This window comes from Ruegeria sp. YKSE079 (genome assembly GCF_059612845.1).
Genome location: NZ_JBXWRJ010000014.1, coordinates 84,472 through 108,081, shown reverse-complemented (window position 1 = coordinate 108,081; position 23,610 = coordinate 84,472). Strand labels below are relative to the sequence as shown.

Annotated in this window: 23 protein-coding genes and 1 pseudogene; 21 read left to right on the top strand and 3 right to left on the bottom strand. The window is 60.4% G+C overall.

The window, feature by feature from the left end; genetic code table 11:
* Positions 1-153 precede the first annotated feature (153 nt).
* Positions 154-456, bottom strand: coding sequence for a hypothetical protein (locus AC2FMY_RS14370; protein WP_496807616.1), 303 nt, complete (start codon positions 454-456; stop codon positions 154-156).
* Positions 449-1,045, bottom strand: coding sequence for an NADPH-dependent FMN reductase (locus AC2FMY_RS14365; protein ID WP_496807615.1), 597 nt, complete (start codon positions 1,043-1,045; stop codon positions 449-451). Before AC2FMY_RS14365 ends, AC2FMY_RS14370 begins: the two co-directional genes overlap by 8 nt.
* A 103-nt stretch (positions 1,046-1,148) precedes the next feature.
* Here AC2FMY_RS14365 and AC2FMY_RS14360 point away from each other — a divergent pair, with 103 nt between their 5' ends.
* The 10 genes and pseudogenes from AC2FMY_RS14360 to AC2FMY_RS14315 all read left to right on the top strand — a co-directional run bounded on the left by AC2FMY_RS14360 (position 1,149) and on the right by AC2FMY_RS14315 (position 10,006).
* Complete coding sequence (locus tag AC2FMY_RS14360) at positions 1,149-2,078, top strand: LysR family transcriptional regulator (protein ID WP_152453463.1); 930 nt, start codon at positions 1,149-1,151, stop codon at positions 2,076-2,078.
* Positions 2,079-2,431: 353 nt separating this feature from the next.
* On the top strand, positions 2,432-3,481 hold the full coding sequence (locus AC2FMY_RS14355) for a tyrosine-type recombinase/integrase (protein WP_496807614.1): 1,050 nt from the start codon (positions 2,432-2,434) through the stop codon (positions 3,479-3,481).
* Between the two features lie 203 nt (positions 3,482-3,684).
* Positions 3,685-4,422 (top strand): tyrosine-type recombinase/integrase, encoded by a 738-nt coding sequence (locus AC2FMY_RS14350; RefSeq protein ID WP_371417791.1) that lies wholly within the window; start codon positions 3,685-3,687, stop codon positions 4,420-4,422.
* Positions 4,419-5,417, top strand: coding sequence for a tyrosine-type recombinase/integrase (locus AC2FMY_RS14345; protein ID WP_496807613.1), 999 nt, complete (start codon positions 4,419-4,421; stop codon positions 5,415-5,417). Before AC2FMY_RS14350 ends, AC2FMY_RS14345 begins: the two co-directional genes overlap by 4 nt.
* Positions 5,418-5,530: 113 nt before the next feature.
* A pseudogene (locus AC2FMY_RS14340) lies at positions 5,531-5,830 on the top strand (zincin-like metallopeptidase domain-containing protein); the annotation flags it as partial.
* A 23-nt stretch (positions 5,831-5,853) separates the two neighbouring features.
* On the top strand, positions 5,854-6,063 hold the full coding sequence (locus AC2FMY_RS14335; protein ID WP_496807612.1) for a DUF6330 family protein: 210 nt from the start codon (positions 5,854-5,856) through the stop codon (positions 6,061-6,063).
* Between the two features lie 87 nt (positions 6,064-6,150).
* The gene (locus tag AC2FMY_RS14330) at positions 6,151-6,540 is read left to right on the top strand and encodes a DUF3768 domain-containing protein (RefSeq protein ID WP_496807611.1); all 390 of its coding nucleotides are present in this window, start codon (positions 6,151-6,153) and stop codon (positions 6,538-6,540) included.
* Positions 6,541-6,698: 158 nt separating this feature from the next.
* Positions 6,699-8,681, top strand: coding sequence for a ParB/RepB/Spo0J family partition protein (locus AC2FMY_RS14325; RefSeq protein WP_496807610.1), 1,983 nt, complete (start codon positions 6,699-6,701; stop codon positions 8,679-8,681).
* Positions 8,682-8,756: 75 nt separating this feature from the next.
* Entirely contained in the window at positions 8,757-9,350 is a 594-nt protein-coding gene (locus tag AC2FMY_RS14320; RefSeq protein ID WP_037911611.1) for a hypothetical protein, read from the top strand.
* Positions 9,350-10,006: a DUF6927 domain-containing protein gene (locus tag AC2FMY_RS14315; RefSeq protein ID WP_496807609.1), complete on the top strand. Its 657-nt coding sequence runs from the start codon at positions 9,350-9,352 to the stop codon at positions 10,004-10,006. The genes AC2FMY_RS14320 and AC2FMY_RS14315 overlap by 1 nt, the downstream gene beginning before the upstream one ends.
* On the opposite strand, the gene AC2FMY_RS14310 is transcribed toward AC2FMY_RS14315, so the two are convergent.
* Entirely contained in the window at positions 10,003-10,668 is a 666-nt protein-coding gene (locus tag AC2FMY_RS14310; protein WP_009807536.1) for a hypothetical protein, read from the bottom strand. The genes AC2FMY_RS14315 and AC2FMY_RS14310 overlap by 4 nt on opposite strands.
* 256 nt (positions 10,669-10,924) lie before the next feature.
* Here AC2FMY_RS14310 and AC2FMY_RS14305 point away from each other — a divergent pair, with 256 nt between their 5' ends.
* The 11 genes from AC2FMY_RS14305 to AC2FMY_RS14255 all read left to right on the top strand — a co-directional run bounded on the left by AC2FMY_RS14305 (position 10,925) and on the right by AC2FMY_RS14255 (position 23,587).
* Complete coding sequence (locus AC2FMY_RS14305) at positions 10,925-15,187, top strand: strawberry notch-like NTP hydrolase domain-containing protein (RefSeq protein ID WP_496807625.1); 4,263 nt, start codon at positions 10,925-10,927, stop codon at positions 15,185-15,187.
* Between the two features lie 126 nt (positions 15,188-15,313).
* The gene (locus AC2FMY_RS14300; protein ID WP_496807608.1) at positions 15,314-15,700 is read left to right on the top strand and encodes a DUF6878 family protein; all 387 of its coding nucleotides are present in this window, start codon (positions 15,314-15,316) and stop codon (positions 15,698-15,700) included.
* Between the two features lies 1 nt (position 15,701).
* Positions 15,702-16,163: a DUF6915 family protein gene (locus AC2FMY_RS14295; RefSeq protein WP_496807607.1), complete on the top strand. Its 462-nt coding sequence runs from the start codon at positions 15,702-15,704 to the stop codon at positions 16,161-16,163.
* 99 nt (positions 16,164-16,262) lie between these two features.
* Positions 16,263-16,583 carry a hypothetical protein gene (locus AC2FMY_RS14290; RefSeq protein WP_496807606.1) on the top strand — a complete coding sequence of 107 codons (321 nt, stop codon included), beginning with the start codon at positions 16,263-16,265 and terminating at the stop codon, positions 16,581-16,583.
* 107 nt (positions 16,584-16,690) lie between these two features.
* Positions 16,691-17,419 (top strand): DUF736 family protein, encoded by a 729-nt coding sequence (locus AC2FMY_RS14285; RefSeq protein WP_496807605.1) that lies wholly within the window; start codon positions 16,691-16,693, stop codon positions 17,417-17,419.
* A gap of 154 nt (positions 17,420-17,573) precedes the next feature.
* On the top strand, positions 17,574-18,110 hold the full coding sequence (locus tag AC2FMY_RS14280; RefSeq protein ID WP_496807604.1) for a hypothetical protein: 537 nt from the start codon (positions 17,574-17,576) through the stop codon (positions 18,108-18,110).
* 148 nt (positions 18,111-18,258) lie between these two features.
* Positions 18,259-18,840, top strand: a complete 582-nt coding sequence (locus tag AC2FMY_RS14275) for a rhomboid family intramembrane serine protease (protein WP_496807624.1) — start codon at positions 18,259-18,261, stop codon at positions 18,838-18,840.
* Positions 18,841-19,368: 528 nt separating this feature from the next.
* Positions 19,369-19,965 (top strand): hypothetical protein, encoded by a 597-nt coding sequence (locus AC2FMY_RS14270; RefSeq protein ID WP_288960401.1) that lies wholly within the window; start codon positions 19,369-19,371, stop codon positions 19,963-19,965.
* A complete protein-coding gene (locus tag AC2FMY_RS14265; protein WP_288960400.1) occupies positions 19,965-21,035 on the top strand; it encodes a helix-turn-helix domain-containing protein in 1,071 nt (356 codons plus the stop codon). The genes AC2FMY_RS14270 and AC2FMY_RS14265 overlap by 1 nt, the downstream gene beginning before the upstream one ends.
* 196 nt (positions 21,036-21,231) lie before the next feature.
* Positions 21,232-21,807 carry a toll/interleukin-1 receptor domain-containing protein gene (locus tag AC2FMY_RS14260; RefSeq protein WP_496807603.1) on the top strand — a complete coding sequence of 192 codons (576 nt, stop codon included), beginning with the start codon at positions 21,232-21,234 and terminating at the stop codon, positions 21,805-21,807.
* Between the two features lie 850 nt (positions 21,808-22,657).
* Positions 22,658-23,587, top strand: a complete 930-nt coding sequence (locus AC2FMY_RS14255; protein WP_496807602.1) for a DUF2493 domain-containing protein — start codon at positions 22,658-22,660, stop codon at positions 23,585-23,587.
* Positions 23,588-23,610 lie beyond the last annotated feature (23 nt).

Genomic DNA, 23,610 nt, shown 5'->3' with positions numbered 1-23,610 from the left:
GAAGTTCAGAGCCGTATGTCGGCATAATACAAGAACAACAAACAGCGGTCGTTCGCACAGAGCGCAGCGAATTCGAACTAAGAGCCAGCCACGACATTGAGAAATTTTTCGGAATCCCCTTCAGAAGGTGAATTGTTGCAGGTTGCCGCACTGTCAATTGGCAAGGGCGTTGAATACACCGACGGGGTCCATGCCGATCATCTGGGGCGGTTCGGTGCAACGCGCTGCGACTGTATCGCGGTACCTGCGATAGCCGGGAAGATGGCCAAAGGGTTGCGCACCGGTGGCGCTATCGACGAGATGCACGAAACTCAACCCGTCCGCGAGCAGGTAAGCCTCGTAGATGAGGCCGGGCGGACGTTCGATTGCCAACTCTTGGAATAATGCGCGGAGTAGAGCGATATTCTCCTGCACCTCGCCGGGTCGCAGCTTGTAGCGGATCATAACCTTAGGCATGGGCTTTTCCACGAACCTGCAGGAGAGCCGAACTCCAGGAAACGAGTTGATCCAGCATCGCATGCACCTGCTGCGTGTGGACCTCGGCGGGCTTGAAGACGGAGTAATTTTCGAAATCGGTATAAAGCGACATGCCGACCTCTGGAACGACTGTTGCGACCTTCAATTCGGCCAGAGCTAGGCGTAGCTGCGCGGTTGAACGCACGCCGCCGTTCGACCCATAGCTTATGAAGCCAGCCGCCTTGTCGTTCCATTCCGCGTGAAGATAGTCGAGCGCATTCTTAAGGGCGGCGGGAATACCAAAGTTGTATTCGGGTGCGATCAGGACATATCCGTCAAAACGCGAAATCGTATCCGACCATCTTTTGGTATGCGGCTGAGTGTACTCCCTGCCCATCCGCGCCGATGCAAGCGCCGAGAACGGTTCGTCAAGCAGGGGCAGGCCGAAATCGGCAATGTCGATCATCTCGAATGAAGCGTCGGTACGAGACCCCGCAATTTCGGTTGCCCATTTTGCGACCGCCAGTGCGTTCCGACCGGGCCGCGTGCTGCCGACGATGATGCCGATGATGGGGTGTGCTTGGTTCATTGGAGCCTCCGATAAAAACAATACCGTATATCTATCTCTGTTCGCTTTATTGGATTAGTATGGGAAATTTGACATCTTCATCCAAAATATTGGATTATAGGGTATGAATATCGAAGAGCTTAAAGATTTCGTCGCAGTTGTCCGCGCGGGGTCGTTTGCCGCTGCGTCGGAAGAGACGGGTGTACCGAGGTCGACGCTATCGAAACGCGTCCAGATGCTTGAGGCATCATTTGATCTTCGCTTGCTCGAACGCAGCACGCGAAAGTTGCGCCTGACGCCGGATGGCGAATTGCTTCTGCCACGCGCGCTCCAACTAACCGCCGAAGCGGATGAGCTTGAGAGGTTGATGCGGGATCGCAGCTTGGAGCCACGCGGCCGGCTGCGTGTCTCCGTCCCGATGATGTTGGGACAGGAATTGCTGGGCGGGCTTGCGGCTTCTTACACCGCACGCTGGCCCGAGACGGAAATCGATGTTGTCTTCACTGACCAGCGTTCCGATCTGATCGACGACGGGTTCGATTGTGCTGTCCGTATCGGACCCTTGCCGGATTCCGACTGTATCGCCCGACCTCTGGCATGGTCGCACACGATCCTGGTCGCCAGTCCGAATGTTATTGCGGAACGGACTTTGCCGGATGAGCCGGAAAGCCTTTTGGATTGGCGGACGATCTCGTTCGCGCCGCGCGGTGCTCCGGTTCCGTGGTTGCTGGAAAATGGTGACCGGCGGGCTGATCTGAAACCGCGAAGTACAATCACCCTGGGTTCGCTACACGCCGTCCGCGAGGCGGCCATTGCCGGCGGTGGCATCGCGTTGATCCCGGCTCTTGTGGCCGCAGACGCTCTGAACCAAGGGGCGCTGGTTCAAATCATGCACAGATGGCAGGGTCCGGCGTCCGGTATTTTCATCGTCTATCCTTCACGTCGCCACGTCTCCGCTCGCTTGCGCGCATTCATCGACCTGTTGGAGTCCATCCTTACAGAAACAATGCCGAGAGCTTCGGGCGGTGCACAATCCGTAGCGGAAGATGATTAGCCGTCGGCGACAGTCCAAGCAGATGGCAAGCCACGCGGAAGTTGCATAACTTTGGTAATGACTGCTTCGTCCCGCATCCTGTAGTTTAGGCATGGGCCTATGAGCGTCTGCTTTGTTGATCTGCCATAAGCACAACCTTCAACCAATTGAAGGGAATGCTTATGAAATCTCAACCATCTCGCAGAGTCCAACCTCTGCCAAGCCTGATCAACCATGCCGAGCTCTTCGGCGAATGCATCCAAGACGAGGGATATAGCAAGGGCTCAGTCGTCAAGTACAAGTCGAATGCTTTAGCTCTTTGGGAAGCCCTATTGTCGGTCAAGCTCAGTCCTGCTGACCTTACAGATGAAATCATGGACAATCTTGCAGCCCCGATCGTCGAGGCTGCGTCGGCGAAGGACAAGAAGCACTGCCTGTACCGTCTGAACCGGTTCAGGGACTATTTGATCGAGAACGCATCTGCCCCTGTGCGTCCAGTTCCACCGCTCGACATGTCGCCAAGGGCAGTACTGAAACGCGAATACGAAACCTACCTCCGCGATCAACGAGGCCTGTCCACGGACACCATCTACCACTGTCTGCGGTTCTACGACCGGTTCCTGACTGCGAAGTTTGGTCCCGATCTGGGCGATTTGAACAGCATCATGCCCGACGATATCTCGGGCTTCATTCTTCGCTTGCGGGAGGCGCAAAACGCGCCGCGTGACAAAACCGGCCCGTCGCATCTGCGCAATCTCTTCCAGTTCTTGTTCTGGAGCGGCAAAACGGAACGCAATCTAAGCAGTGCTGTGCCGAAGGCAAAACAACCAAAACCGACAGGTGTTCCGAGATACCTTGAGCCAGAGGAGGTAAACCGCCTCATAGAGGTCGTGCGCGACCACAAGAAAACCGGTCGGCGCAACTATGCGATGCTGATGCTAATTGCGCGTCTGGGCCTTCGGGCACCGGAAGTTACGGCCATTGAACTGGACGACATCGACTGGCGCGCCGGTGAAATCCTTATCCGTGGGAAACGGCAGTTGCATGATCGGATGCCCATGTCGGCAGAAGTAGGCGAGGCGATTGTCGATTACATCAAGAATGAACGTCGCGGCCCGGACCGTGCCCTATTCGTATCGGTGAAACCGCCGTTCAAGCGGTTCAAGGATGCCCAAATCCTGCGCTGGATATTGCGCGACGCCTATGACGCAACTGGTATCAGTCCACCACAAGCCTACGTCGGTAGCCACATTCTCAGGCACAGCCTCGCGACTGATATGCTGCGAAAGGGAGCATCACTGGCCGAGATCGGCGACGTTTTGCGTCACCGTTCCCCGCTGACAACGACGATTTACGCGCAACATGATGTGGATGCCTTGCGCTCCATCTCGCGGCCTTGGCCCGTCTCGGGAGACGCACAATGAAGACGCTTACTCAACGACTTGACGAATACCTCGCCCTTCGACGTTCGATGGGGTTTGATCTCTCATTTGACGAGCGCGTGTTGCGCAAGTTCACGAGGTTTGGCGATGAGAACGGGTTCCAATGCATCTCGACGCCCTTGTTCCTCGATTGGAAGGCGAACTACGGCAGTGCGGATAACAACACATGGGCTCATCGCCTTGGTATGGTGCGCAGGTTTGCCTTCTGGCTTGCAGAGCACGATGACCAGACCGAGGTTCCATCCAGTCAGCTTGTCACCGGGCGATATCGAAGGCGGGTGCCATACATTTACGCACCGATCCAGATTGCAGAAATCGTTGCAGAAGCTGGTCAGCTACCGTCACCTTATGGTCTCCGCGGCGCTCTTTGGCAGACCCTGTTCGGTTTGATCGCGGTGACGGGCATGCGCGTGAACGAAGCTTTATCCCTGGAACGACATGACGTCGATCTGGTCCAAACCCTACTCACACTCAGAAACACAAAAAATGGCAAAGACCGGCAACTTCCCATCAACAATGACACGGCCAATCGGCTGGCTGGCTACGCAAAATTGCGAGATCGTTTGGTAACGCAAGAATCGAGCATGTTCTTTATCAAGGAAGATGGTGAACCAGCAGGAGATTGTGGGGCACGTTACAACTTCGCGCAGGTCAGCAAGAACATCGGGCTTCGGTCACCGCAAGCCTTCAACAGACATGGCCACGGGCCACGTATCCATGACTTGCGGCACACATTTGCCGTTCACACCATTTTGGACTGGTTCCGGGATGGCCGGGACATCGAAGCCGAAATGTACAAGCTCAGCACTTACCTCGGCCATTCTGAGCCAAAGCACACATTCTGGTACATCGAGGCGGTGCCCGAACTGATGCAGCTTGCCGCGGCACACGCCGAGCAGCGCGTTCTGGAGGGCACGTCATGATCGCGACCTATCCCTTACCTGCCTACGTGCAGCGGTTCTTCACGGAGCGGCTGTTGACCCAGATGCAGGCGAGTCCGAACACGATTGCCAGCTATCGCGACACCTTCAGGCTCTTGTTGAAATACGCGGCAGCAGAGACCAAACTACCGCCGACTGACCTGCATGTGGCTCATATCGATGCTGATATTGTCGGTCGGTTCTTAACGTTCTGTGAGGATGAACGCGGCAACAGCGCCCGAAGCAGGAACACACGGCTTGCGGCCATTCGCTCGTTCTTCAAATACGTCGCGGGCAGTGAACCCCATTTGCTGCATCACTGCCAGAAGGTGCTGGCTATGCCATCCAAGCGGCACGAAAAACGTGTCGTGGACTTCCTGAACCGAGGCGAAATGGAATTGTTGCTGAAGGCGCCTGACCAGTCGACGTGGTTCGGGTGGCGCGATTGGGTTCTGCTGCTTACACTGCTGCAAACTGGCCTGCGCGTATCGGAACTGATCAGCTTGCGCATCGGCGATGTCGAGCTCGGAACCGGAGCGCATCTCAGATGCATGGGCAAAGGCAGAAAAGAACGCGCGACCCCTCTCCGTGCAGATAGTCGGGAAGCGTTGCGGGCGTGGCTTGCTCAAATTGGCGCCGAGCCAAACGATCCACTGTTCGCGACGATCCGCGGTAAGCCTTTAAGCCGCGATGCAGTCGAAAGGATCGTTCGGAAGCATGCGGCCACCGCTGCCTCTGAAAATGCGACGTTCAGATTGAAGCGCGTTACGCCCCATGTTCTTCGCCACACGGCCGCGATGCAGCTTCTGCAGAGCGGCGTGGATCGAACAATCATCGCGCTTTGGTTGGGCCATGAGTCGATTGAGACGACACAGGTCTACATCCATGCCGATATCGAACTAAAGGAACGGGCGATGGCTCTGACAAAGCCGGTTGATCAGAAGACTGGACGATACCGGCCGGGTGACGAGCTCTTATCGTTCTTGGAAGCGCTCTGAATTATGCCGACACACCGCGCTGATCTTCCCACTGTGCAGCTGTCAGTGAGGATCGGCGCGGCATAATCCGAACCTCGGCATTATGACCCTTATGCCGACATCGGCATAACACTCATGCCACCAAGGCGCGCCATCGACTGAACCGCGACTACGGTCTGTCACGTTTCGGCAACACGGCCTATGCCCGCGAAGAGATCGTCGCCGAGCTGACCTCGGTGTTCCTTGGCCAGACGCTCGGCTTTACCGCCCATACGCTCGAGATGAACGCGGCGTATCTCTACAATTGGCTGCGCGTTCTGCGCTCGGACAAGGGCGCCATCTTCAAGCACGCCGCGGACGCGCAGCGCGCCTGCGACTACCTGATCGCACGGTCGGAGGCGGGAAGGGCAGGGCGCAGCGCCGAGGCCGCCTGACCACAGGGAGAACGGAGAAGCCCATGTCACGCAAGGAGCCCAAGACGCTGCGGGTGGCCTGCTTCGAAGATGGCCGCCGCAAGATCATCACCTTCAAACGCGGTGCCTATTGGTGGAGCCCATCCGAGGGCGCCTATCCACTCTCGGCAGCGCTCGAGACCATCAAGGAACAGGGCGGCTGGATCGAAACCATCCCCAACCCGAATTACAGACCCAAGGGGCTGTTCGGATAGGGCGCCTTCGGCCTCGATTCATCCGCCGTGCGGAAAAGGAAAAGTGAGCTTCGGATTGGGTGTTTCAACTTCTCAAAGGAGAACCCCATGTCCATGACCGCACAACCCCAAACAGACCGCCCTGATCCGAGTGTGATCGCGGCGCAGAACGACGCGTTTCGCAGGCTCGCATGCCTTGGAGTACCGCTCGCGCAGCCCATCCAGGGCCGAATGCATGTCACCCGCGCGCTTATGGAGGCCGGTGACGGCTTCATGGCCGAGGCGGTGAAGGCCACCGGTGAGTTTGCCACGTTCGAGCCTGAGAATGATCCCGAGGGCTGGCACGATTTCGGGGCGGTCGAGATCCGGGGAGAGACCGTGTTCTGGAAGATTGATCTCTATGAAGCAGACTCGGACTTCCGCTACGGGGCTGAGACCCCGGACAATCCTGCCACCACCATGCGCGTTTTGACCATCATGCTGGCGCGCGACTGGTAGAAGGGCAGGGGACGCCTCCCCCTGACATCTCAGACGATGAAGGCCCGCTGCCCCCAAAAAGGCAAAGCGGGCCTTTTGTCGTGGTGATCCCCGAAGCCGGGGATTGGTCACGCGCATGAACGCGCGGGCCGCTCCAAATCCATCGAGAAGGATATCCCATGACCGCAAGCTTCAAACCCGTCTCCGTCGCCATCGGCGATCTGGTCCCGCATCCCGCCAATGTGCGCAGCAATTCGCCGGAAACCTACGACCCCGAGAACATCGCACACCTGAAAGCCAGCATCGCCATGCTGGGACTGCTCCAACCGCTGCTGGTCCAGAAGCTCGACGGCAAATACGCCGTGCTGGCGGGTGGGCGTCGTCACGCCGCGCTGAAGGAGCTGATCTCGGACAAGGCCGCAAAGGGGTTCACCACGAAGACCAAGGTCGATTGCCGCCTCGTGCCGGATGATTGTGACGTCACCACGGCGCTGTCGCTCGCCGAGAACATCACGCAAGCGCCGATGAATGCCATCGACGAGTTCGAGGCCTTCGCGCGGATGATGGAGGTCGACGGCCAGACGCCTGGGACCATCGCGAAGACATTCGGCACGACCGTCGCCGCCGTGAAGGGTCGGTTGCGCTATGGCCTGATTCACCCCGACATCCGCGCGGCTGCCCGGGCCAAGACGATCACGCTCGACACGATGAAGGCCTTTGCGGAGCATCCGAGCCAGGAGGTGCAGCGCGAGGTCTTCGAGGCACTCACCAAAGAAGACAGCTATCTGCAGGCCTATACTGTCCGTCAGGCGCTCAAGTCCCGCGGCGTGCAGGTCAGCGACGATATCGGGGCCTTCGTGCGTGAAGACTACGAGGCGAGGGGCGGCGCTGTCGCAGCTGACCTTCTGGAAGAGCATTCGGTGCTCGAGGATGCGGCGCTGGTCGAGACCATCCTGCTCGAGAAACTTGGGGCTGCCGCTGAGGAGGCCTGCGCAAAACTTGGCTTTGCCTGGGCCGATGCGATGGTCCGCTATGATTACGCGACCATGGCGGACTATGGCCGCGTCTATCCCGGCCCAATCGAGCCGGATGAGGCTGCCCAGAAGCGCATCGACGAGATCACCGCCGCGCTCGAGCAACTCCAGCTCGAGATGGAGGATGAAGGGCTTGAGGACGACGCATACAACGCCCTCTACGACCGTGTGGACACGCTGGAGGAGGAAGCTCGCGACCTGCAAGAGGCCTATAGCGCCGAGGACCTCGCCCGCGCCGGCGTGATCGCGTCCTGGTCGAGTGGGAAGGTGATGCTTCATGTGGGCCTTGTGCGCCCGGAGGACACCGTGAAAGACGAGGGCAAGCGCGGCGCCTCGAGTACCCTGACCGGTGAGGAGACTCCGGACGCCGGCGAGATCAACTACCCGGCCTCGCTGGCCGAGGATCTCAAGACCGAGCGGGCAATGGCCCTTGGCGCCGCGATGGCGCTGCACCCCGAGACCACGCTCGATCTGACGCTCTTCAAGCTGGTCAGTGACGTTCTGGGCACCGGCATGAGCGTCACTCAGGCGATCAAGGTCGAGGCCCGCAAGGAATACCGCAGCCATGCCAAGATGGACGAGATCGACGAGACCTCGCTTGAGCAGGTGGCGGCGGCGCATGATGCGCTGGACCTCTCCTGGCTCGATGACACCCGGTCCCCTGCCGATCAGTTCGCGGCGTTTCGGGCGCTGGACGCCGGCGAGAAGGCCAAGCTCGTGGCCTATGCGACCGCCAGCACGACGCAGTCCTGTTTCGCGCGGGACCGGCAGCGTGACAGCCTGATGCATGACTTCGAGATCGAGATCATGCCCGATATCCGCGCCCACTGGACGCCGAACGCGGCGCTGTTCAATCGCTTCAAGAAGGCCTGGCTCCTGAAGGTCCTCGGCGACGATCTGGGCCTCGCCCAGGAGGCGGTGACGCTGGCCTCATCGAGCAAGAAGGAGATCGTCGCCTTCTGCGACAAGCTCTTCGCCGAGCCTTTCGCCACGCTCACCGACGCACAGCGTGCCGCCGTGGCCGCCTGGTGCCCGCCGATGATGCAGACCGCCGGTGTCGTCTGTGACGAGACGGCGCCCGCTGCGGAAACCGCCGAGCCTGACAGCGAGGTCGCGCAAGCGGCCTGAGCCATCACACGACCCGCGCGTGGATCTTGCACCCGCGCGGGTCGACCCTTCCACACCCAACGGAAAGACATCCCCATGGCTATTCTCAAGTTCTCTGCCTCCGCAGTTGCGGCGCAGATTGCGCATGCGCGCGCCTGCAAAACCTTCCTGCCCAACTGGAACGGGCCCGTGGACAGGCCGGCCCTGATCCTCATCGTCGGCAACGGCGTGCATCTGCGCTCGAACGGCATCGACGGCACAACCACCCGCATCGTCACGACCGAGCAGGCCGATCCCTCCTTCGCCTTCGCCGATGGCATGAACCCGTTTCGGGATACCGACTGGATGGCGCAGCGCCGCATGGCGTTTCGCGATCTGACCGGTCAGTTCTACACCGACATCCTGGATGACGTGCAGGTGCTCATCGACCGAGGGCGGGGTGCGATCCGGCTCGCCACCGATGGCCACAGCATCCGCGTCTTCGTACGCCGGGCCTCGGACTATCTCATCGGCGGGACCTACGAAGTGCCCTCGGGCCTCGGCGGCACCTTCCGGGTCATCCTCAAGGATGCCTGCGACACCTTCGCGATCGTGCAGAACTGCGGCAATTGCGAGGATTTCGACGCCATGCAGCCCTACCGCGTGCCGCTCGATGCCCTGATGGAAATCGATGACCGGAGGGTGGCGTGATGGGTTGGCTCTTCTACACCGATCGCCGCGTCCAGACCTACACGGACGAGAAAGCGGAGATTGCCCGGCTCTGTACCTTTGAGGGCGACACGCGCAAAACCGAACTGGTCAAGGCCTGCAAGGTCGGCTCCACCTGGTATGCGGCGGCAAGGGTCACCAATCTCGACGGCACCCCTGTCGAAGACTCGACCTATATGACCGATGCGGATGGCTCTGTCACTTTCGGGGCTGTCTTCCTCACCCGATACGATGACGGCTGCTGGGGCTACAAGGACATGGAGGAAAGCGCTGGCCCGAACGCGTCGCGCGCGCCCCTTGCGCTGATCGAGCTTCTCTCCGACCTGAAAGACCCGGACAGCTACGCCCAGGACTGGCGCCAGCGCTGCCGGGACTGGGCGTCGATCCCGGACTACGAGGAAGGCGACAAGATCAAGCTCGCAGCGCCTGTGACGCTCACCGATGGTAGCACCTGCCAGATTGTCACCGCGACCCACTACAGGCGCGGGCGTCAAAAGCGCCGCTGCTACCGCATCGAGGAAACCGGCGGCCTCGTGCGCCTGTCGAAAGCCTCGCTTGCCGGCTCGGAGCTGCTCAGCTCTGCAAAGGGCGAGGCCAGTCCTGTGCTGGCGGAGTATCTCGCGGGGCGGGACGCTTAGGGGCGCACTGCGAGGAGTGCGCGTACAGTCTCGATTTCTAGCACCCAGTTGCTGGTCGTTTCGTTGCGCCATCTTATGCAGCGGATGATCCGATCAAAATCATCCTGAAGGGCGCGCGGAAAAACAGGCTCATGGTGTGCGATTCTGTTGCGGAGCCTCCTCACGGCTTCAATGTCAGACCTTAATTCAGATCGGCGCTGGTTGGCAGCGACACCACGAGGCGCGTCCGGAAACACTGCGTAGAAATGATCGTCCCACAGTCTGCCTTGGTGCCTGTTTGTCAGCATCTTCTCCCAAAACACGAACTTCAGTTCGGCGACTACCTTTCCGGCAGTGGGTTGCTGTGCTGCGCAGCCTTCGAGGTCTCGTTTGGGGCTGTATGCCGGACCGCGCGGGTTCGGCAACGAACGGATGAAGCCTTGTGTCCAAGGCCATGTTCCTCCGTGGACAGCTTCGATTGCTTCCACGATCGCGTTTCGCAGCGCAACTTCCAAAACATGGAGTGGAACCATGAACGCGGCTGATACTTGAAGATTCCAGTGGTATAGGTGGAGAGCCCGCGTCCTATCATTGCCGGTTTCGCGCAGATAGGTCGCAAACCTAGGTGCGGATAAGACGTTCGGAAGGTGGTGTTCTTCATCAGCCGTGAACGGTGGATACATTGACAGTAAAGACTTTCGGTGCCATATAGAGCATGAGCTTTGAGACTGCGGGCACTATGCCTCCCCTCATTGCACAAAGAAAGCAAAAGCCCGTCGCATTGCGGCGGGTTTTTCAGTTTTCTAAACCAACTCCGACAAACCGTTTGATTGGCCGGTCGGCGATTGGATGCCTCTTGGTCTGACCTCATCACCCCGAAAAGCGAAAGTGGGCTTTTTGTCCTTTGGAACTCAGACCCTGATCCAAAGGAAAACCCCCATGACCAAGCCCAATCCGGCAAACCCGCCTTTCCCAATCTCCGACGCTGATCTCGCCTCTGCGCTAGCGCAAATCGGCGCGGAGATCGACTACCAACCCCTGCGCAGTTCAGCGCTCGCGCGCATCATGCGCGAGACGTTTCATGGCAGCGATGCCAGCGGCGCGTGGGACTGGCGCATGGCCTACGATCTGATGCAGGCGGCGGCTGTGCAGGCGCTGCTACGTGGCGACAACAGTGAGGATGATTACTCCGCCGCAAAACTCCTTGCGTCACGTCTCCTGACGGAAACGCGCCGGTCAGAGCAACAGATCCGGCTGCAGCAGTTTTCCACGCCGTTGCCTTTCGCGGCAATGGCCGTGCGGGCGGCAGCCATTCGCAAGGGCGAGACCGTTCTGGAACCCTCGGCTGGCACCGGCGCCTTGGCCGCTTTCGCCGCCCGGGCCGGTGCCACGCTTTTGCTCAATGAAATAGACCCCTTTCGCCAGAGCCTATTGCGCGCGGTCTTTGGCGGCGATGTGACGGGCCATGACGGTGAGCATATTGACGATCTGCTGCAGACGCCGGTTCTGCCCGACGTCGTGGTGATGAATCCGCCCTTCGCTTCCTCGGTCGATCGCTCGCGAGACAAGCACATCGCCGCCAAGCATCTCATTGCGGCAGCGAAGCGTCTCGCGCCCGGTGGGCGGCTGGTGGCGATCATGCCGCCAGGATTCACGCCCGAACGCGATACCGCGCATTGGTCCCGCGCCTGCGGTCTCCTGACGCCGCGCTTGGCGCTGACGATGCCGGGGCAGGTCTACCGCAAGCTCGGGACCTCTGTCGAAACTCAGCTGATAGTCTTCGAAAAGGTGCAGGAGGACGGCGAGATGATCCGCGCCAGTGTCCGGGACTTGGATGAAGCCCTTCCTTTTATCGACGCCGTGGCCGCGACCCGGCTCGAGATACGCCCCGGCCAATGGGCTGAAGCAATCCCTCATGCTCGAGCAACCGTTCCATCATCTGCCCCGCGCAAGACCGTCGCTGCGCCTGTCGCCGCCTCCAAACCACGGGCCAATGCCGTCCGCCCGCTCTGCTTCACAAGCTTCGATGTCCCGCGCGACAACACCCCCGTCTCGGACATCTATGCGCGCTACCGCCCGCAACGAATCGAGATTGCAGGCACGCAGGAACATCCCACACCGTTGGTCGAGAGCATCGCCATGGCCTCTGTCGCGCCACCCGTGCCTTCGGGTGGCGCCAGTGCGGAATTGCGCCTGCCCGCGCGACTAATCGAGGAGGGGCACCTCTCGGAGGCGCAGCTCGAGACCATCATCATGGCGCATGATGCCCATGGGCGCGACCTGCCGGGGCGTTTTACGATCGATGACGACCAGACCAAGCTGACGCGCTCCGATGATGACCCGGAGGCCCGAGCCTATCGCCTTGGCTACTTTCTCGGAGACGGCACCGGCTGCGGCAAGGGCCGCGAATGCGCGGGGCTCATTCTCGTGAACTGGCTGGCCGGGCGCAGGAAGGCCATCTGGGTCTCCAAATCCGCCACGCTCATCGAGGATGCCATTCGCGACTGGACCGATCTTGGCGGGTCGCCCGCCGACATCCAGCCGCTTTCCAAATGGAAACCGGACCAGCCCATCACCGTGACCTGTGGCATCCTTTTTGTCACCTACGCCACGCTGCGCTCGGCGGGCAAATGCGGCACCACGCGACTGAGCCAGATCCTCGCCTGGATGGGCGAAGACTTTGAAGGCGTCCTCGCTTTTGATGAGGCCCATGCGATGCAGAACGCTGCCGGGTCAGAGCAGGGCAGGGGGGTCAAACCCTCCCAGCAGGGCCTTGCGGGCCTCCAGCTGCAATTGGCCGCTCCGCGCGCCCGCGTCTTCTATATTTCAGCCACGGGCGCCACGAGCGTCCACAACCTCGCCTATGCCGCACGACTGGGGCTCTGGGGGCAGGGCCCCGAATATCCCTTCCCGAGCCGCGAAGGTTTCGTCTCGGCGATGGAGGCAGGCGGTGTCGCCGCCATGGAGGTGGTCGCGCGCGATCTCAAGACGCTCGGGCTCTACACGGCCCGCGCCCTCAGCTTCGATGGGGTGGAGTATGACGTGCTCGAACACGCGCTCACCCCGGCCCAGATCGAGATCTACGATGCTTATGCGACCGCGTTTCGGACGATCCACCACAATCTCGAGGCCGCGCTGACCGCGACCGGTGTCAACGATGCCTCGGGGGAGACCAATGCCTCGGCCGCACGCGCCTCGGCCAAGTCCCGCTTTGAGAGCACGAAGCAGCGCTTCTTCAACCATCTCCTGATGGGCATGAAAGCCCCGACCATCATCCGTGCCATCGAAGACGACCTGGCAGTGGGCAACGCTTGCGTCATCCAGGTGGTCTCCACAGGCGAAAGCCTTCTGAAACGCCGGCTTGAGACGATGGACCCGGCGGACGAGCTGGTCGAGGGCGCGCTAACGCCGCGCGACTACGTCCTAGGATACCTCGAACAGGCTTTCCCGATCCACGCGCAAAAGCTGGTCGAGATCGACGGCACTATGGTGGCCGAGCCGCTCAGGGACGAGACCGGCGCGCTCGTTGTCTCGCGCGAGGCGCTCGCCCTACGAGATGCGGCCATGATGGAGTTGATGACGCTCGCCCCGATCCCCTCGGCGCTGGACCAGATCCTCTGGGCTTTCGGTGACGATGCCGTGGCGGAAGTGACCGGACGCTCGATCCGACCTCTCAAGGCGGACGATGGCCACCTCTTCATCGAGAAGCGCGCCGCCAGCAGCAATTCCTCCGAGACCCAAGCGTTCATGGACGGCGAGAAGAATATCCTGATCTTTTCCGATGCAGGTGGGACGGGCCGGTCCTACCACGCGGCGCAAACGGCGAAAAACCAGAAACGGCGGCGGCACTACCTCTTGGAGCCAGGCTGGCGTGCGGATGCGGCCATCCAGGGGCTCGGCCGCACGCATCGCTCTGCCCAGGTCAGCGCGCCCTACTTCCGGGTCTGCACCTCGGATGTGCATGGCGAAAAGCGCTTTACCTCGACGATTGCCAAACGCCTCGACCAGCTGGGGGCCTTGACCAAGGGCCAGCGCGAAACCGGCTCGCAAGGCATGTTCCGCGAGGAGGACAATCTCGAAAGCCCGATCGCGCGGGCGGCATTGCGCGGGTATTTCGCCGATCTTGCCGTCGGGCGAGCCGAGGCGATGAGCTACGAGAGCTTCACCGACTGGACGGCCCTGCGGCTGATCGACAAGGACGGGGTGCTGCTCGAAGAGCTTCCGCCGATCCAGCGGTTTCTGAACCGGGTGCTGGCCCTTCCCATCCACATGCAGAACGCGCTCTTTGTCGAGTTCATGCGCCGGATCGCCGATCAGACCGAGCGGGCGCGGGCCGCAGGCACGCTCGATCTCGGCGTCGAAACCCTGCGAGGCGAAAGGATCGAACAGGTCTCCACCGAAGATCTCTGGACCTGCCCGAAATCCGGCGCCGTGACGCGGATCATCGGGCTCGAGGTCACCGACCCGGTCCGTGTGCTGTCAGCGGATGACGCCCTGTCGCGCAATCCCGACAAGCTCCCCATGGTCAATCGCGCCTCCGGCCGCGCGGCGCTCATCTCGGCGCGGCCCATGCAGATGTATGACGAGGACGTCGTCACGCTGATGCGCAAGGCGGTGCGGCCAAACGGGTCGAGCTACCTGGAGGAGGCGCGGTTCGGGTCTTCTGCCTGGGAAGAGATCAGCAAGCCTGAGTTTGCGCGGCTTTGGGATGCCGAGGCTGCGTCCCTGCCAAAAACCACCACGACCAAGCTCTATCTGCTGACCGGGCTTCTGCTACCGATCTGGAAGGACATCCCGACCACCAATGAGCGCATCTATCGGGTCACGCCGGATGGGGCGACCGCCATGATCGGGCGCACGCTGAGCGAAGAAGGGGCGGCCGCGCTGCGCTCCCGCTTCCTCGTCTCCAACCCGCAAACACCGCAGGAGATGATGACCGTCGCTCTTGGCACTACAGCGCCTGTCGATATTGGCCGGGGTCTGACCCTGACCCGTCGCCGTGTCGCAGGCGAGATGCGCCTCGAGCTGGGCGGTGCGGATCGGGGTATGATCGAAAGCCTCAAAGCGCTTGGCTGTTTCACCGAGATCATCGCCTTCCAGTTGCGGGTGTTCCTCCCGCATGGGGACGGTGTCGACACGGTCAGCATTCTGGCACGGATCGTGGGGCAGGGAACCCCCAGAGCGGCGGACCAAGCCGCCTGAAAAGTCAAAGAGGGCTTTGGGTCGGGCGTCGCGGATCGGGATTTGACCGGTCTGCGCGTTCCTGGTGCGCGGGCAGGCCAATGGCACGCCTGCGCGCGCCCCAAATTCAGACAAGAGAACAGACCCATGACCAATCCCCAGATCGACTATGCCGCAATGGCGGCTCAGTGGCGCGCCGAGCGCGAAACCACCCTGAAAGCAACCCGAGTGGAACTGATCGCGCAATTGCGCGCGCTTGGCATCAGCGAGGTCACTGCCGAATACGAAGGTTATGGCGACTCCGGCAATGTCGAGGATGTGACCGTGCAGCCTGCGGAGGTCAAACTGACGGAACCGCTTGCGACAGAGGTGGGCGATTTCGCCTGGTCGCTCGCCTATCACCATCATCCTGGGTTCGAGAACAACGAAGGCGGCTATGGCACGCTGACCTGGGACATCGCAGCCGACAGCATCATGCTCGATCATGCGGACCGCTACGTTGAATGCTCGCACAGCTATGACGAGGGACTGTGAGATGGCACATCCGCTTCATCACGCTGAAAGCTCTGCCCAGAAATTCGGCGGGGTGCCGTCTGACTATCAGGCTGTGCACGATTGGTTTGACGCCTCGAAAGAGCACCTCGCGCTCTTCACGCACCGCGCCTTGCGTCACCATGCCCAAGGCCTGTTCGAAGCGGAGCGTGTCTTCGGCTTGACCCTGACCAATAGCGCGGGTCGGGACATTCCCGTGCGCTGGATCGGCGAGCAGCATGTCCGCGAAGACTGCCAGGGCCGTATCCCGAGCATGGCGGACTGGCTGCGGCGGATCCAGCCCGAGCCATGGATGGCCAATGGCCACATCGACCGACATTCCGGCGATGAGCCCTGCGGCGACCCAAGGGCCGCCTGGGCATCTGAAGTCGCCGCCGGCAGAACGGTTCTTGGTTTGAAAGATTGGATGGCGGCGCGCGCGACACAAGCCACGCAAGGTGCCTGACAGCCTCGGCCGTTTGCCAAACAAATGCTGCAGTGAAGCCCGGTTTGACGACCGGGCTTCCTGCGTAGTTTCCCCACCATTCTTCGTAAGGAGGTTCGCATGACACTCGATGACATCAAGGCGGCCGTCGATGCCGGCCAGACCGTGCACTGGGCCAATACCGGCTACGTTGTCCACAAGGACCGGCTCGGTCAGTACCTGATCAGCTTTCTGCCGAACGGCAGCTGCATCGGTCTGACCGACCGGGAAGGGCACCGGTTGAATGGCAAAGAGGCGGAGTTCTTCATCGCGCAATCGAAGGACGCTGCGGAAAATCCGGGCCGCCAATCAAGATCAGACGGGCAGGAGAGGGGCGCAGCACCCGGGGGCGCGGCGGCACACCTACTCAGACGGCATCGCGAAGCCGGGGGCGGGGCATAAAGGGAAAGCAAGCTTTCTGATTTGTGATCCCTCAAGGGGTCGAGAAAGCAATCCCGGATGCGCTGGCAAGGACGTCAGGCACCGGCCAATCCAAAAGGAACCATCCCATGTTCGCAGGAAACCTCACCCGCAATGCCGAAACCGCAGCCGCCGAGTACACCGGCATGATCCACTCGTCACGCTTTGACATCGCCATCCAGCTTGAGGCACGGGCCAAGATGTCCGCGCGCAGTCCGGATTACGACGTGACAGCAGTCAACAAATCGGGCCGCAAGGTCCGCATCGGCACGGCCTGGAACGAGACGGGCAATACCAGCGGAAACCCCTACATCTCGATGCAGATCGATGTGGGCCTCGGCCCGTTCCGGGTCAACGCGGTGCAGACGAAAGAGGCGCGCGCGGCCCAGAGCGGCGAATTCGAGATCATCCCGTTGGTCTCGAACGGTCTGATGAAATCCGGCTCGATCTCGGGCGAGCTCACCGCCATGGACGCTGACAACGCCTTCACCGGCTACATCGCCAATATGATGTTCGATCTGGAGTTCATGCTGATCGAGAACAGCTACAAGTCCGAGGAGACCCACCCAGACTACCGCATCGAGGTCAGCTCGCCCCGGGGCACGCCGATCCGCGTTGGCTCGGCGTGGATGGCCAAGAGCAGCCGCACGGGCAATGACTACCTTTCGCTGCTGATCAACACGCCCGATGGCGACCTGCGTGTCAACGCCGTCCAGAACGAAGAACAGCGCGGTGGCCAGACTTTCTCGATCATTCCGTTCATCGACAGCGGTGATCAAGCGCAAGACGCGGGCGCGGGGCTGTCGCTGGTTGCCTGATCAGCGCGCGAGGTGAGACGATCTGAACCGAAAGGGGAGCCGTGGAATCACGGTTCCCCTTTTTCCATGTCTGGCTGCACGAAGCACGCATCTGCTTGCGATCTGCTGAATATGATATACGATAATATATTATTGAATGTGCGAGGGTAGGCACATGGTGGCGAGACTGGGAAAAGCTCCGTGGTTCGAGAGCTTTGATGTAGACGCCGAGGTTGGAGGGCTTCTTGCTCATATCGAGCGTTGCACCGGATTTGCGCTGCCTGAACGACAGCGTGATGTCATCATGACCCATGCAAGGGCAAAGCTCGACAGGACAAGGCAGGCATATCTGGAGGCCAAGGCGGCGGGAAAGCCGGTGTCCACATCGCGCCGCGCCTATCTGACCGACCTGCAGGACACGATCTTCATGGCGATCCCGGAAGAGAACCTCGCGCGGATGCCCCTGAGCGATCAGGTTCTCAACGATCCATCATTTTACGCGGACGCCATGCACAATGCCGCCGCAATCAGCGGGGAAGAGCTCTTCATGGCGCTGTCCTCTTCGCTGAAGGACATGACCGTTCAAGACGCCCAGGCCTTTGTCTCAAAGCTCTGGCACGGCGCGATTGACGACAATGCCCGCAAATATGCCGAAGCGTTGAAGCGCCCCGAGCGTGAAATCATGCCGCTGCGGCCTGGGAACACCGTGTAAGATCGGAGCCATTCTCTTGGCTTGAGCCCTACCGAGGTTGGCCGCCGCGAATCCCCTTTCCCGGAGGTGGCACCCTGTGCAGCGCGCGAAAGCCGTTGAAGGCGCTGTGGGGACGACTACTGTCGCCAACATGATGAACCGGGATCACATGCGCGTCTTCTTCCGGCGCACCGCGGCGCTTGCCGCTTTTGTCGCGCTGCTCTGGGCGATCCAAGTCGTCAATTGGATCACCGGCTACGGCCTGAACCCGGCCTTCGGCCTGATCCCCAGGCACGGCAGCGGGTTGGATGGTGTCATCGCTATGCCCCTCCTGCATGGGAGCTTCTCGCACCTGATGGCCAATACGCCGCCGCTTCTGGTGATGGGTGGGCTGCTGGTGGCAACGACCACGCGAGGCTTGCTGTCGGTGAACGCCGTGGTGATCGGCCTAGGGGGCGGTCTCGTGTGGTTGTTCGGCGGCTCGGCGATCCATATCGGTGCGTCGGGGCTGATCTTCGGCTGGTTTGGCTTCCTCATCGCGCGCGGTCTTGTGGATCGCTCTCCGATCACGCTGGGCGCGGCGCTGGTGGTCGGTGTCCTCTATGGCTCTATTCTCTGGGGCCTTCTTCCGGGCCAACCCGGCGTGTCGTGGGAGGCGCATCTCTTCGGCGCTATCGCGGGCGCGGGCGCTGCGTTCCTAATCCGAACGCATGTACATGCGCCGCGCCTCGGCGGCGTCGATCTGGACTGAAGCGGTACGCCAGACGTGGTCGGCCCTCTCCGGACATTCGTTTGAGTGGCTTTTGCCGCGGTGCGGAATCCCCTGTTCTGCCATTCACACTGTTGCTCAACACGGCGGTGCAGCTTCACCCCGACACGAATGGCCGGGAGGTCTTGCAGGTGAAATTATCCACTAACCAGATCGCACTTCGGCCCCGAGGGAGCCCCTGTTCGGTCTATCGTTCGAACGGGGCGCTTCCCCGGGACCCTGCGCATTCCGCGGAAGGCTTCCGCCGGATCAGGGTCATCGGTTTGCTCTCCCACTGAACTCCCTGCGCCCGGTCGGAGGAGACTTCGCTCGCCTCCCCAAAACCCCCTCCATCGAGTGCGACTCGCACGGACAAAAGCGGAGCACTCAACTTGCCCGCCCTCTGGACACCCCAAGGCGCCTCCCGGCGGGGACCTTTGCCCCGAGGCTCAAGGAGGAAATCAACCAGTGAATAATTTGCTGTTGCATTTGTAAATGTCGACCGCTACAAAGTGATCAAACAATCGAGGCTTGAGCATGCCGATCCCCAGTGAAGTTTCAGTCCGTCCCATCTTGAACGAAATCCGCGAACCCATCATCTCAGCCATTCGAAGCGCTTGGGACGATTGGCTGTCCAGCGATTTCAACGGCGTGTGGCGTTGTAAACGTAGCCGCGCCAACTTTGTGTGGGAGCAGATCATTGAACGTGTGAACAGCGACCTGTTGGGACACGACGCGGTACACGTTATTGACGGGCATGAAACGATGAAGTTTCTTGTCCACGACAAAGTGCTTTTCAGATTCAAGAAGGCCGACGAAACGGGCCGCTCGTCAAACGTCGCCACGCAACTCGCTCTGGCATTTCACGATCATGATCAGGATTTGTTCAATCTTCCAGAGGTTCAACGCGTTGAGATTGTATACAAACTCAATCAGCTTGAAACGCAGATCGCGGATATTTGCGTAGTTGCAAGGGATAGCAATCGGGTTGCGTGGGAGTATAGCCTCTTGGATGCGGGTGAAGCGACCATGCCGCTGCCGCTTCCCGATCCGAAGCCAGTTCGCCCGGCCGCCTCCATCGTGAAACTCAAGGGCAGAGCTTCCGACCGCAAGAAAAGCACAGACTAATGACCGACAATTTCAATCAAGACCTGCTGCGGATAGCGCGGCAGGCCCGTGGATGGAGTCAATCAGAACTATCGTCAAAATCAGGTGTGTCGCAGGCCAATCTCTCCAAACTTGAGAACGGCCTGATCGGCCCGACAGATGAGGTTCTGGATAGTGTCAGTAAAGCGTTGGGCTTCCCCATAGAATTCTTTTTTCAACATGATAGGGTCATCGGCCTTCCAATGAGCGTGCAATATCGGAAGCGTGCCAGCGTTGGACAGAAAGCGATTGAACGCCTGGAAGCTGAACTCAACATAAGGATACTGCACCTCAGAAGACTACTGGATGCAGCTGATCTTGAGCCCGAGTTGTCACTGCCACGGATGGATGTAGATGAATTTGGTGGCGATCCAGAGCGGATTGCCGACCTCATCAGGCGTACTTGGCTTGTCCCCTCGGGGCCTATCCGAGATCTTGTCGAGTGGGTGGAGCGAGCAGGCTGCATTGTCGTGCATTGCGACTTTGCTGCCCTCAAAGTCGACGGGTTTACTGTTCAAATCCCGGATATGCCACCGTGCATATTCTTGAACCGCAATATGCCGGCAGATCGGCAACGTTTCAGTCTGGCGCATGAGCTCGGCCACGTCGTTATGCATCAAGTTCCATCTCCTGACATGGAGAATGAAGCAAACGTCTTTGCCTCTGCTTTGCTAATGCCCGCACGAGACCTTCGCCCCCAGCTTTCATCAAGGCGCCTCACGGTTCAAACCCTGGCTGCCTTGAAACCAGTGTGGCGCACATCAATGGCAGCGCTCCTCTACCGAGCGAAGCAAATTGGGGCAATCACCGACAATCAAAGCCAGTATTTATGGCGGCAAATGAGTTCCATGGGCTATCGCAAAGCTGAGCCCCCCGAACTTGATCTCAAAGTTGAAATGCCAACTGTTTTGCCTGAGATCGTGCGCCTCCATATCGAAGAGCTCGGATATGATGTATCTGATTTGGCCCAAGCACTTCGTTCGAGTGAAGAAGATCTTCGCTCACTTCATCCTTTGCCGCAAGCGTCGCAACGCCTGCGGGTGGTCAAATAACTTCACGTTCATCCCGTAAAGGATGTCCCTACACTTCTGAAAAGCAGGAGCGACAGAAAAGATGGCAAGGTGTACCGCTCCCGTTAGGGGGCATAGTTCAGCAGCTGCTGCGGCGAACTGCCCAGCGTGTCGCAACCGTTACGGCGGATATGGTCGCAGAACGAATAGCTACGGTTCGTTCTCGCCACCGTCCCGTATGTCTTTCGCCGCTGGTGGCAGCACAAGTACCGGAAGCGGAACAGGACGCAGCACCAAAAAACCGCGTTGGTCAGGAAGCGCGTCGACGGTTTCCTACACTCAAGCACAAGTACAAGCCCTCACTCCTATAAGGGACAATGTTGAGCAACTTGCGTCCTCCCAGCCAGACCTCCGTGACGCCTTTCTCTGCCATGCTTGGGACGACAGGCAAGGCGCGGCGAAGGAACTTCATGACCTTCTCGAAGCACGGGGTGTACGAGTTTGGTTCAGCGAAAAGGACCTTGGGCTGGGAGTGCCTATGATGCGGGCAATTGACAAGGGCTTGGTCAATTCCAGGGTTGGGATCGTGCTGGTCACGCCAGCAATGTTGCGGCGTCTACCCGCGGAAGGTGTAGCCGACAAAGAACAGTCGGCATTATTGAGGCGCGAACGGCTCATACCAATCGTGCACGAAACGACTTACGAAGAGCTCGAAAAGGTCAGTCTGCTATTGGCGTCACGAGCGGGCCTGAATACAGCTGATGAAAGCATGACCGACGTCGCGATCAAGATTGCCGAACTGGTCAAAGTTTAGCCGTGAGCAACGGTAGCCGGAACCGCTGGCCAACTTCTCCTATCGTTGCATAGTCGTTTTGGCCTCGCCGTCCCTTTGTCAGGTGCGTGTCTTTGTGACACGCACCCTTTCTGCTCATTGCTAACCTTGGCATCCATCGCAGCAAGAGGCTTCAGTTCCGATAGGGTTTGAATGGCTGCTTTCGCCAAGGTGGAGCTTTGGATTCGCAGCCGCCCCGAAAGACGGCTTTCCGCCCATCACGTCGCAAGCTTGGAGACGTAATCCGTATAGTCTAAAGCGTAGCCCCTGCACATTAACCTTGGCCAGAGCCTTGCGGCCTCCCCAGCTCGGCTTCGCGTGTCGCAGGGGAGAACGGCCCTTCGGTCCGTCGCGCATTCGGCCATGCGGCCTCACCGCGGCGTCGTACCCGGCATCCCGGTTTGCCCGCCTCGCGAGCACGTCGCTCCCCGGCCGCTCCGCCGGATTGCGCTCTGGTCTGTTTTGGCCTGAGGCCAAAACGATCCCGCCACTTCATCCGTCTCCCGCGTCCGGTCGGGCCGTTTGCCTGCTCGGGTCGGGCAAACCTACCGTCAAAACACACACACATGAGCGCGGAAGCATATCCTCCGGATGGCCCCCAAATCAGCCCGCGTCAAGGATCGCAAAACTTTTCGGCGAGGGCAGGGGCTGTGGCGCGGGATGGTCCCGTGCGTGAGGGCGCGCATGTGTCCGGTGCTGCGCGCAGAAAACTTTTGCGCCCGGCAAGCCGGCGGCTGCGCCGTCCCTGACCCGGGCAGATTCGGAAACCAGGCATTCGGCCATGCCCCCACACTCACGTGGTGGCCTAGGAACCGAATACTGGAGACCAGACATGGCTTACGACACCGCAAACACCTACGAGACCATCGAGCTTTTCGGACTGACCGAGAAGGACGCACAGCTGCCGATCCCGGAAGATCACATCCTGACCGACCACATCATCCGCGAGAGCTTCGAGGCTCTGCTCGGTCAATTGCGAAATACCGGGCTCGAGGCGGAAATCGAACCGCTGGCCCATGGGCTCGCGACAATCCTGCAGCGCCGCAAGGTAGCGCTTGGCAAGGAGGTCGACCGCACCGCCGACAAGATCGGCGCGCTGGCAAAATCCCACGATGGATCAGAGATCGCCGAGACCGCGCTCGAAGAGGCGCAGGCACGCTTTCTGCAGCTGCGCGAGATTGTCAGCGCCATCGAGGTGATGAGCGAGGCGGCGGCGGAATGCTACGAGGTCGAGACGGGCCACGCCTTCATTCCGGCAGCCGGGTCGCGCGCAAGCGTCCGGGCGAAAGAGACCGGCGCGGTGTTCGAGGCGCGGCAGCTCCTGGAGCAGCACGACCGTGAGACTGCCGCGAAGTCGAAAATCGAGGGGGTTCCCCTGATCGTCTCGGGCGCCACCGACTGGACCGATGTCGATGTCATCTTCAACACGCTCGACAAGGTTCGCGAACGGATCAGGCAGAACCGCAACCAGGAGATCTTCCTCTGCCACAAGGGTGGCAAGCACGGGGCGGAGATGATCGCGGCCCGGTGGGCCCGAGCACGCGGGGTCGCGCAGGCGCGCTTTGATCCTCGCTGGTCTGCGCATGGGCGGGCGGCACCGTTCAAATGCAACGACGAAATGCTGGACGACAAGTTCGCGGCGACGGGGGTTGTGCTCTTCGGCGGCAACGGGGTCGCGCTGAACCTCGGGCAGAAGGCGGAAGCGAAAGGCCTGACGGTCATGCGGGTTGCGGACCCGGCGAAGAAGGCGTCGCAGGATTGAAGAAAGAGGGTCGCCTTCGGGCG

Bases quoted from the DNA above. Each gene is read 5' to 3' on its own strand.
- AC2FMY_RS14370 (WP_496807616.1), bottom strand. From the start codon at position 456: ATGCCTAAGGTTATGATCCGCTACAAGCTGCGACCCGGCGAGGTGCAG.
- AC2FMY_RS14365 (WP_496807615.1), bottom strand. From the start codon at position 1,045: ATGAACCAAGCACACCCCATCATCGGCATCATCGTCGGCAGCACGCGG.
- AC2FMY_RS14360 (WP_152453463.1), top strand. From the start codon at position 1,149: ATGAATATCGAAGAGCTTAAAGATTTCGTCGCAGTTGTCCGCGCGGGG.
- AC2FMY_RS14355 (WP_496807614.1), top strand. From the start codon at position 2,432: ATGGACAATCTTGCAGCCCCGATCGTCGAGGCTGCGTCGGCGAAGGAC.
- AC2FMY_RS14350 (WP_371417791.1), top strand. From the start codon at position 3,685: ATGGTGCGCAGGTTTGCCTTCTGGCTTGCAGAGCACGATGACCAGACC.
- AC2FMY_RS14345 (WP_496807613.1), top strand. From the start codon at position 4,419: ATGATCGCGACCTATCCCTTACCTGCCTACGTGCAGCGGTTCTTCACG.
- AC2FMY_RS14335 (WP_496807612.1), top strand. From the start codon at position 5,854: ATGTCACGCAAGGAGCCCAAGACGCTGCGGGTGGCCTGCTTCGAAGAT.
- AC2FMY_RS14330 (WP_496807611.1), top strand. From the start codon at position 6,151: ATGTCCATGACCGCACAACCCCAAACAGACCGCCCTGATCCGAGTGTG.
- AC2FMY_RS14325 (WP_496807610.1), top strand. From the start codon at position 6,699: ATGACCGCAAGCTTCAAACCCGTCTCCGTCGCCATCGGCGATCTGGTC.
- AC2FMY_RS14320 (WP_037911611.1), top strand. From the start codon at position 8,757: ATGGCTATTCTCAAGTTCTCTGCCTCCGCAGTTGCGGCGCAGATTGCG.
- AC2FMY_RS14315 (WP_496807609.1), top strand. From the start codon at position 9,350: ATGGGTTGGCTCTTCTACACCGATCGCCGCGTCCAGACCTACACGGAC.
- AC2FMY_RS14310 (WP_009807536.1), bottom strand. From the start codon at position 10,668: ATGTATCCACCGTTCACGGCTGATGAAGAACACCACCTTCCGAACGTC.
- AC2FMY_RS14305 (WP_496807625.1), top strand. From the start codon at position 10,925: ATGACCAAGCCCAATCCGGCAAACCCGCCTTTCCCAATCTCCGACGCT.
- AC2FMY_RS14300 (WP_496807608.1), top strand. From the start codon at position 15,314: ATGACCAATCCCCAGATCGACTATGCCGCAATGGCGGCTCAGTGGCGC.
- AC2FMY_RS14295 (WP_496807607.1), top strand. From the start codon at position 15,702: ATGGCACATCCGCTTCATCACGCTGAAAGCTCTGCCCAGAAATTCGGC.
- AC2FMY_RS14290 (WP_496807606.1), top strand. From the start codon at position 16,263: ATGACACTCGATGACATCAAGGCGGCCGTCGATGCCGGCCAGACCGTG.
- AC2FMY_RS14285 (WP_496807605.1), top strand. From the start codon at position 16,691: ATGTTCGCAGGAAACCTCACCCGCAATGCCGAAACCGCAGCCGCCGAG.
- AC2FMY_RS14280 (WP_496807604.1), top strand. From the start codon at position 17,574: ATGGTGGCGAGACTGGGAAAAGCTCCGTGGTTCGAGAGCTTTGATGTA.
- AC2FMY_RS14275 (WP_496807624.1), top strand. From the start codon at position 18,259: ATGCGCGTCTTCTTCCGGCGCACCGCGGCGCTTGCCGCTTTTGTCGCG.
- AC2FMY_RS14265 (WP_288960400.1), top strand. From the start codon at position 19,965: ATGACCGACAATTTCAATCAAGACCTGCTGCGGATAGCGCGGCAGGCC.
- AC2FMY_RS14260 (WP_496807603.1), top strand. From the start codon at position 21,232: ATGTCTTTCGCCGCTGGTGGCAGCACAAGTACCGGAAGCGGAACAGGA.
- AC2FMY_RS14255 (WP_496807602.1), top strand. From the start codon at position 22,658: ATGGCTTACGACACCGCAAACACCTACGAGACCATCGAGCTTTTCGGA.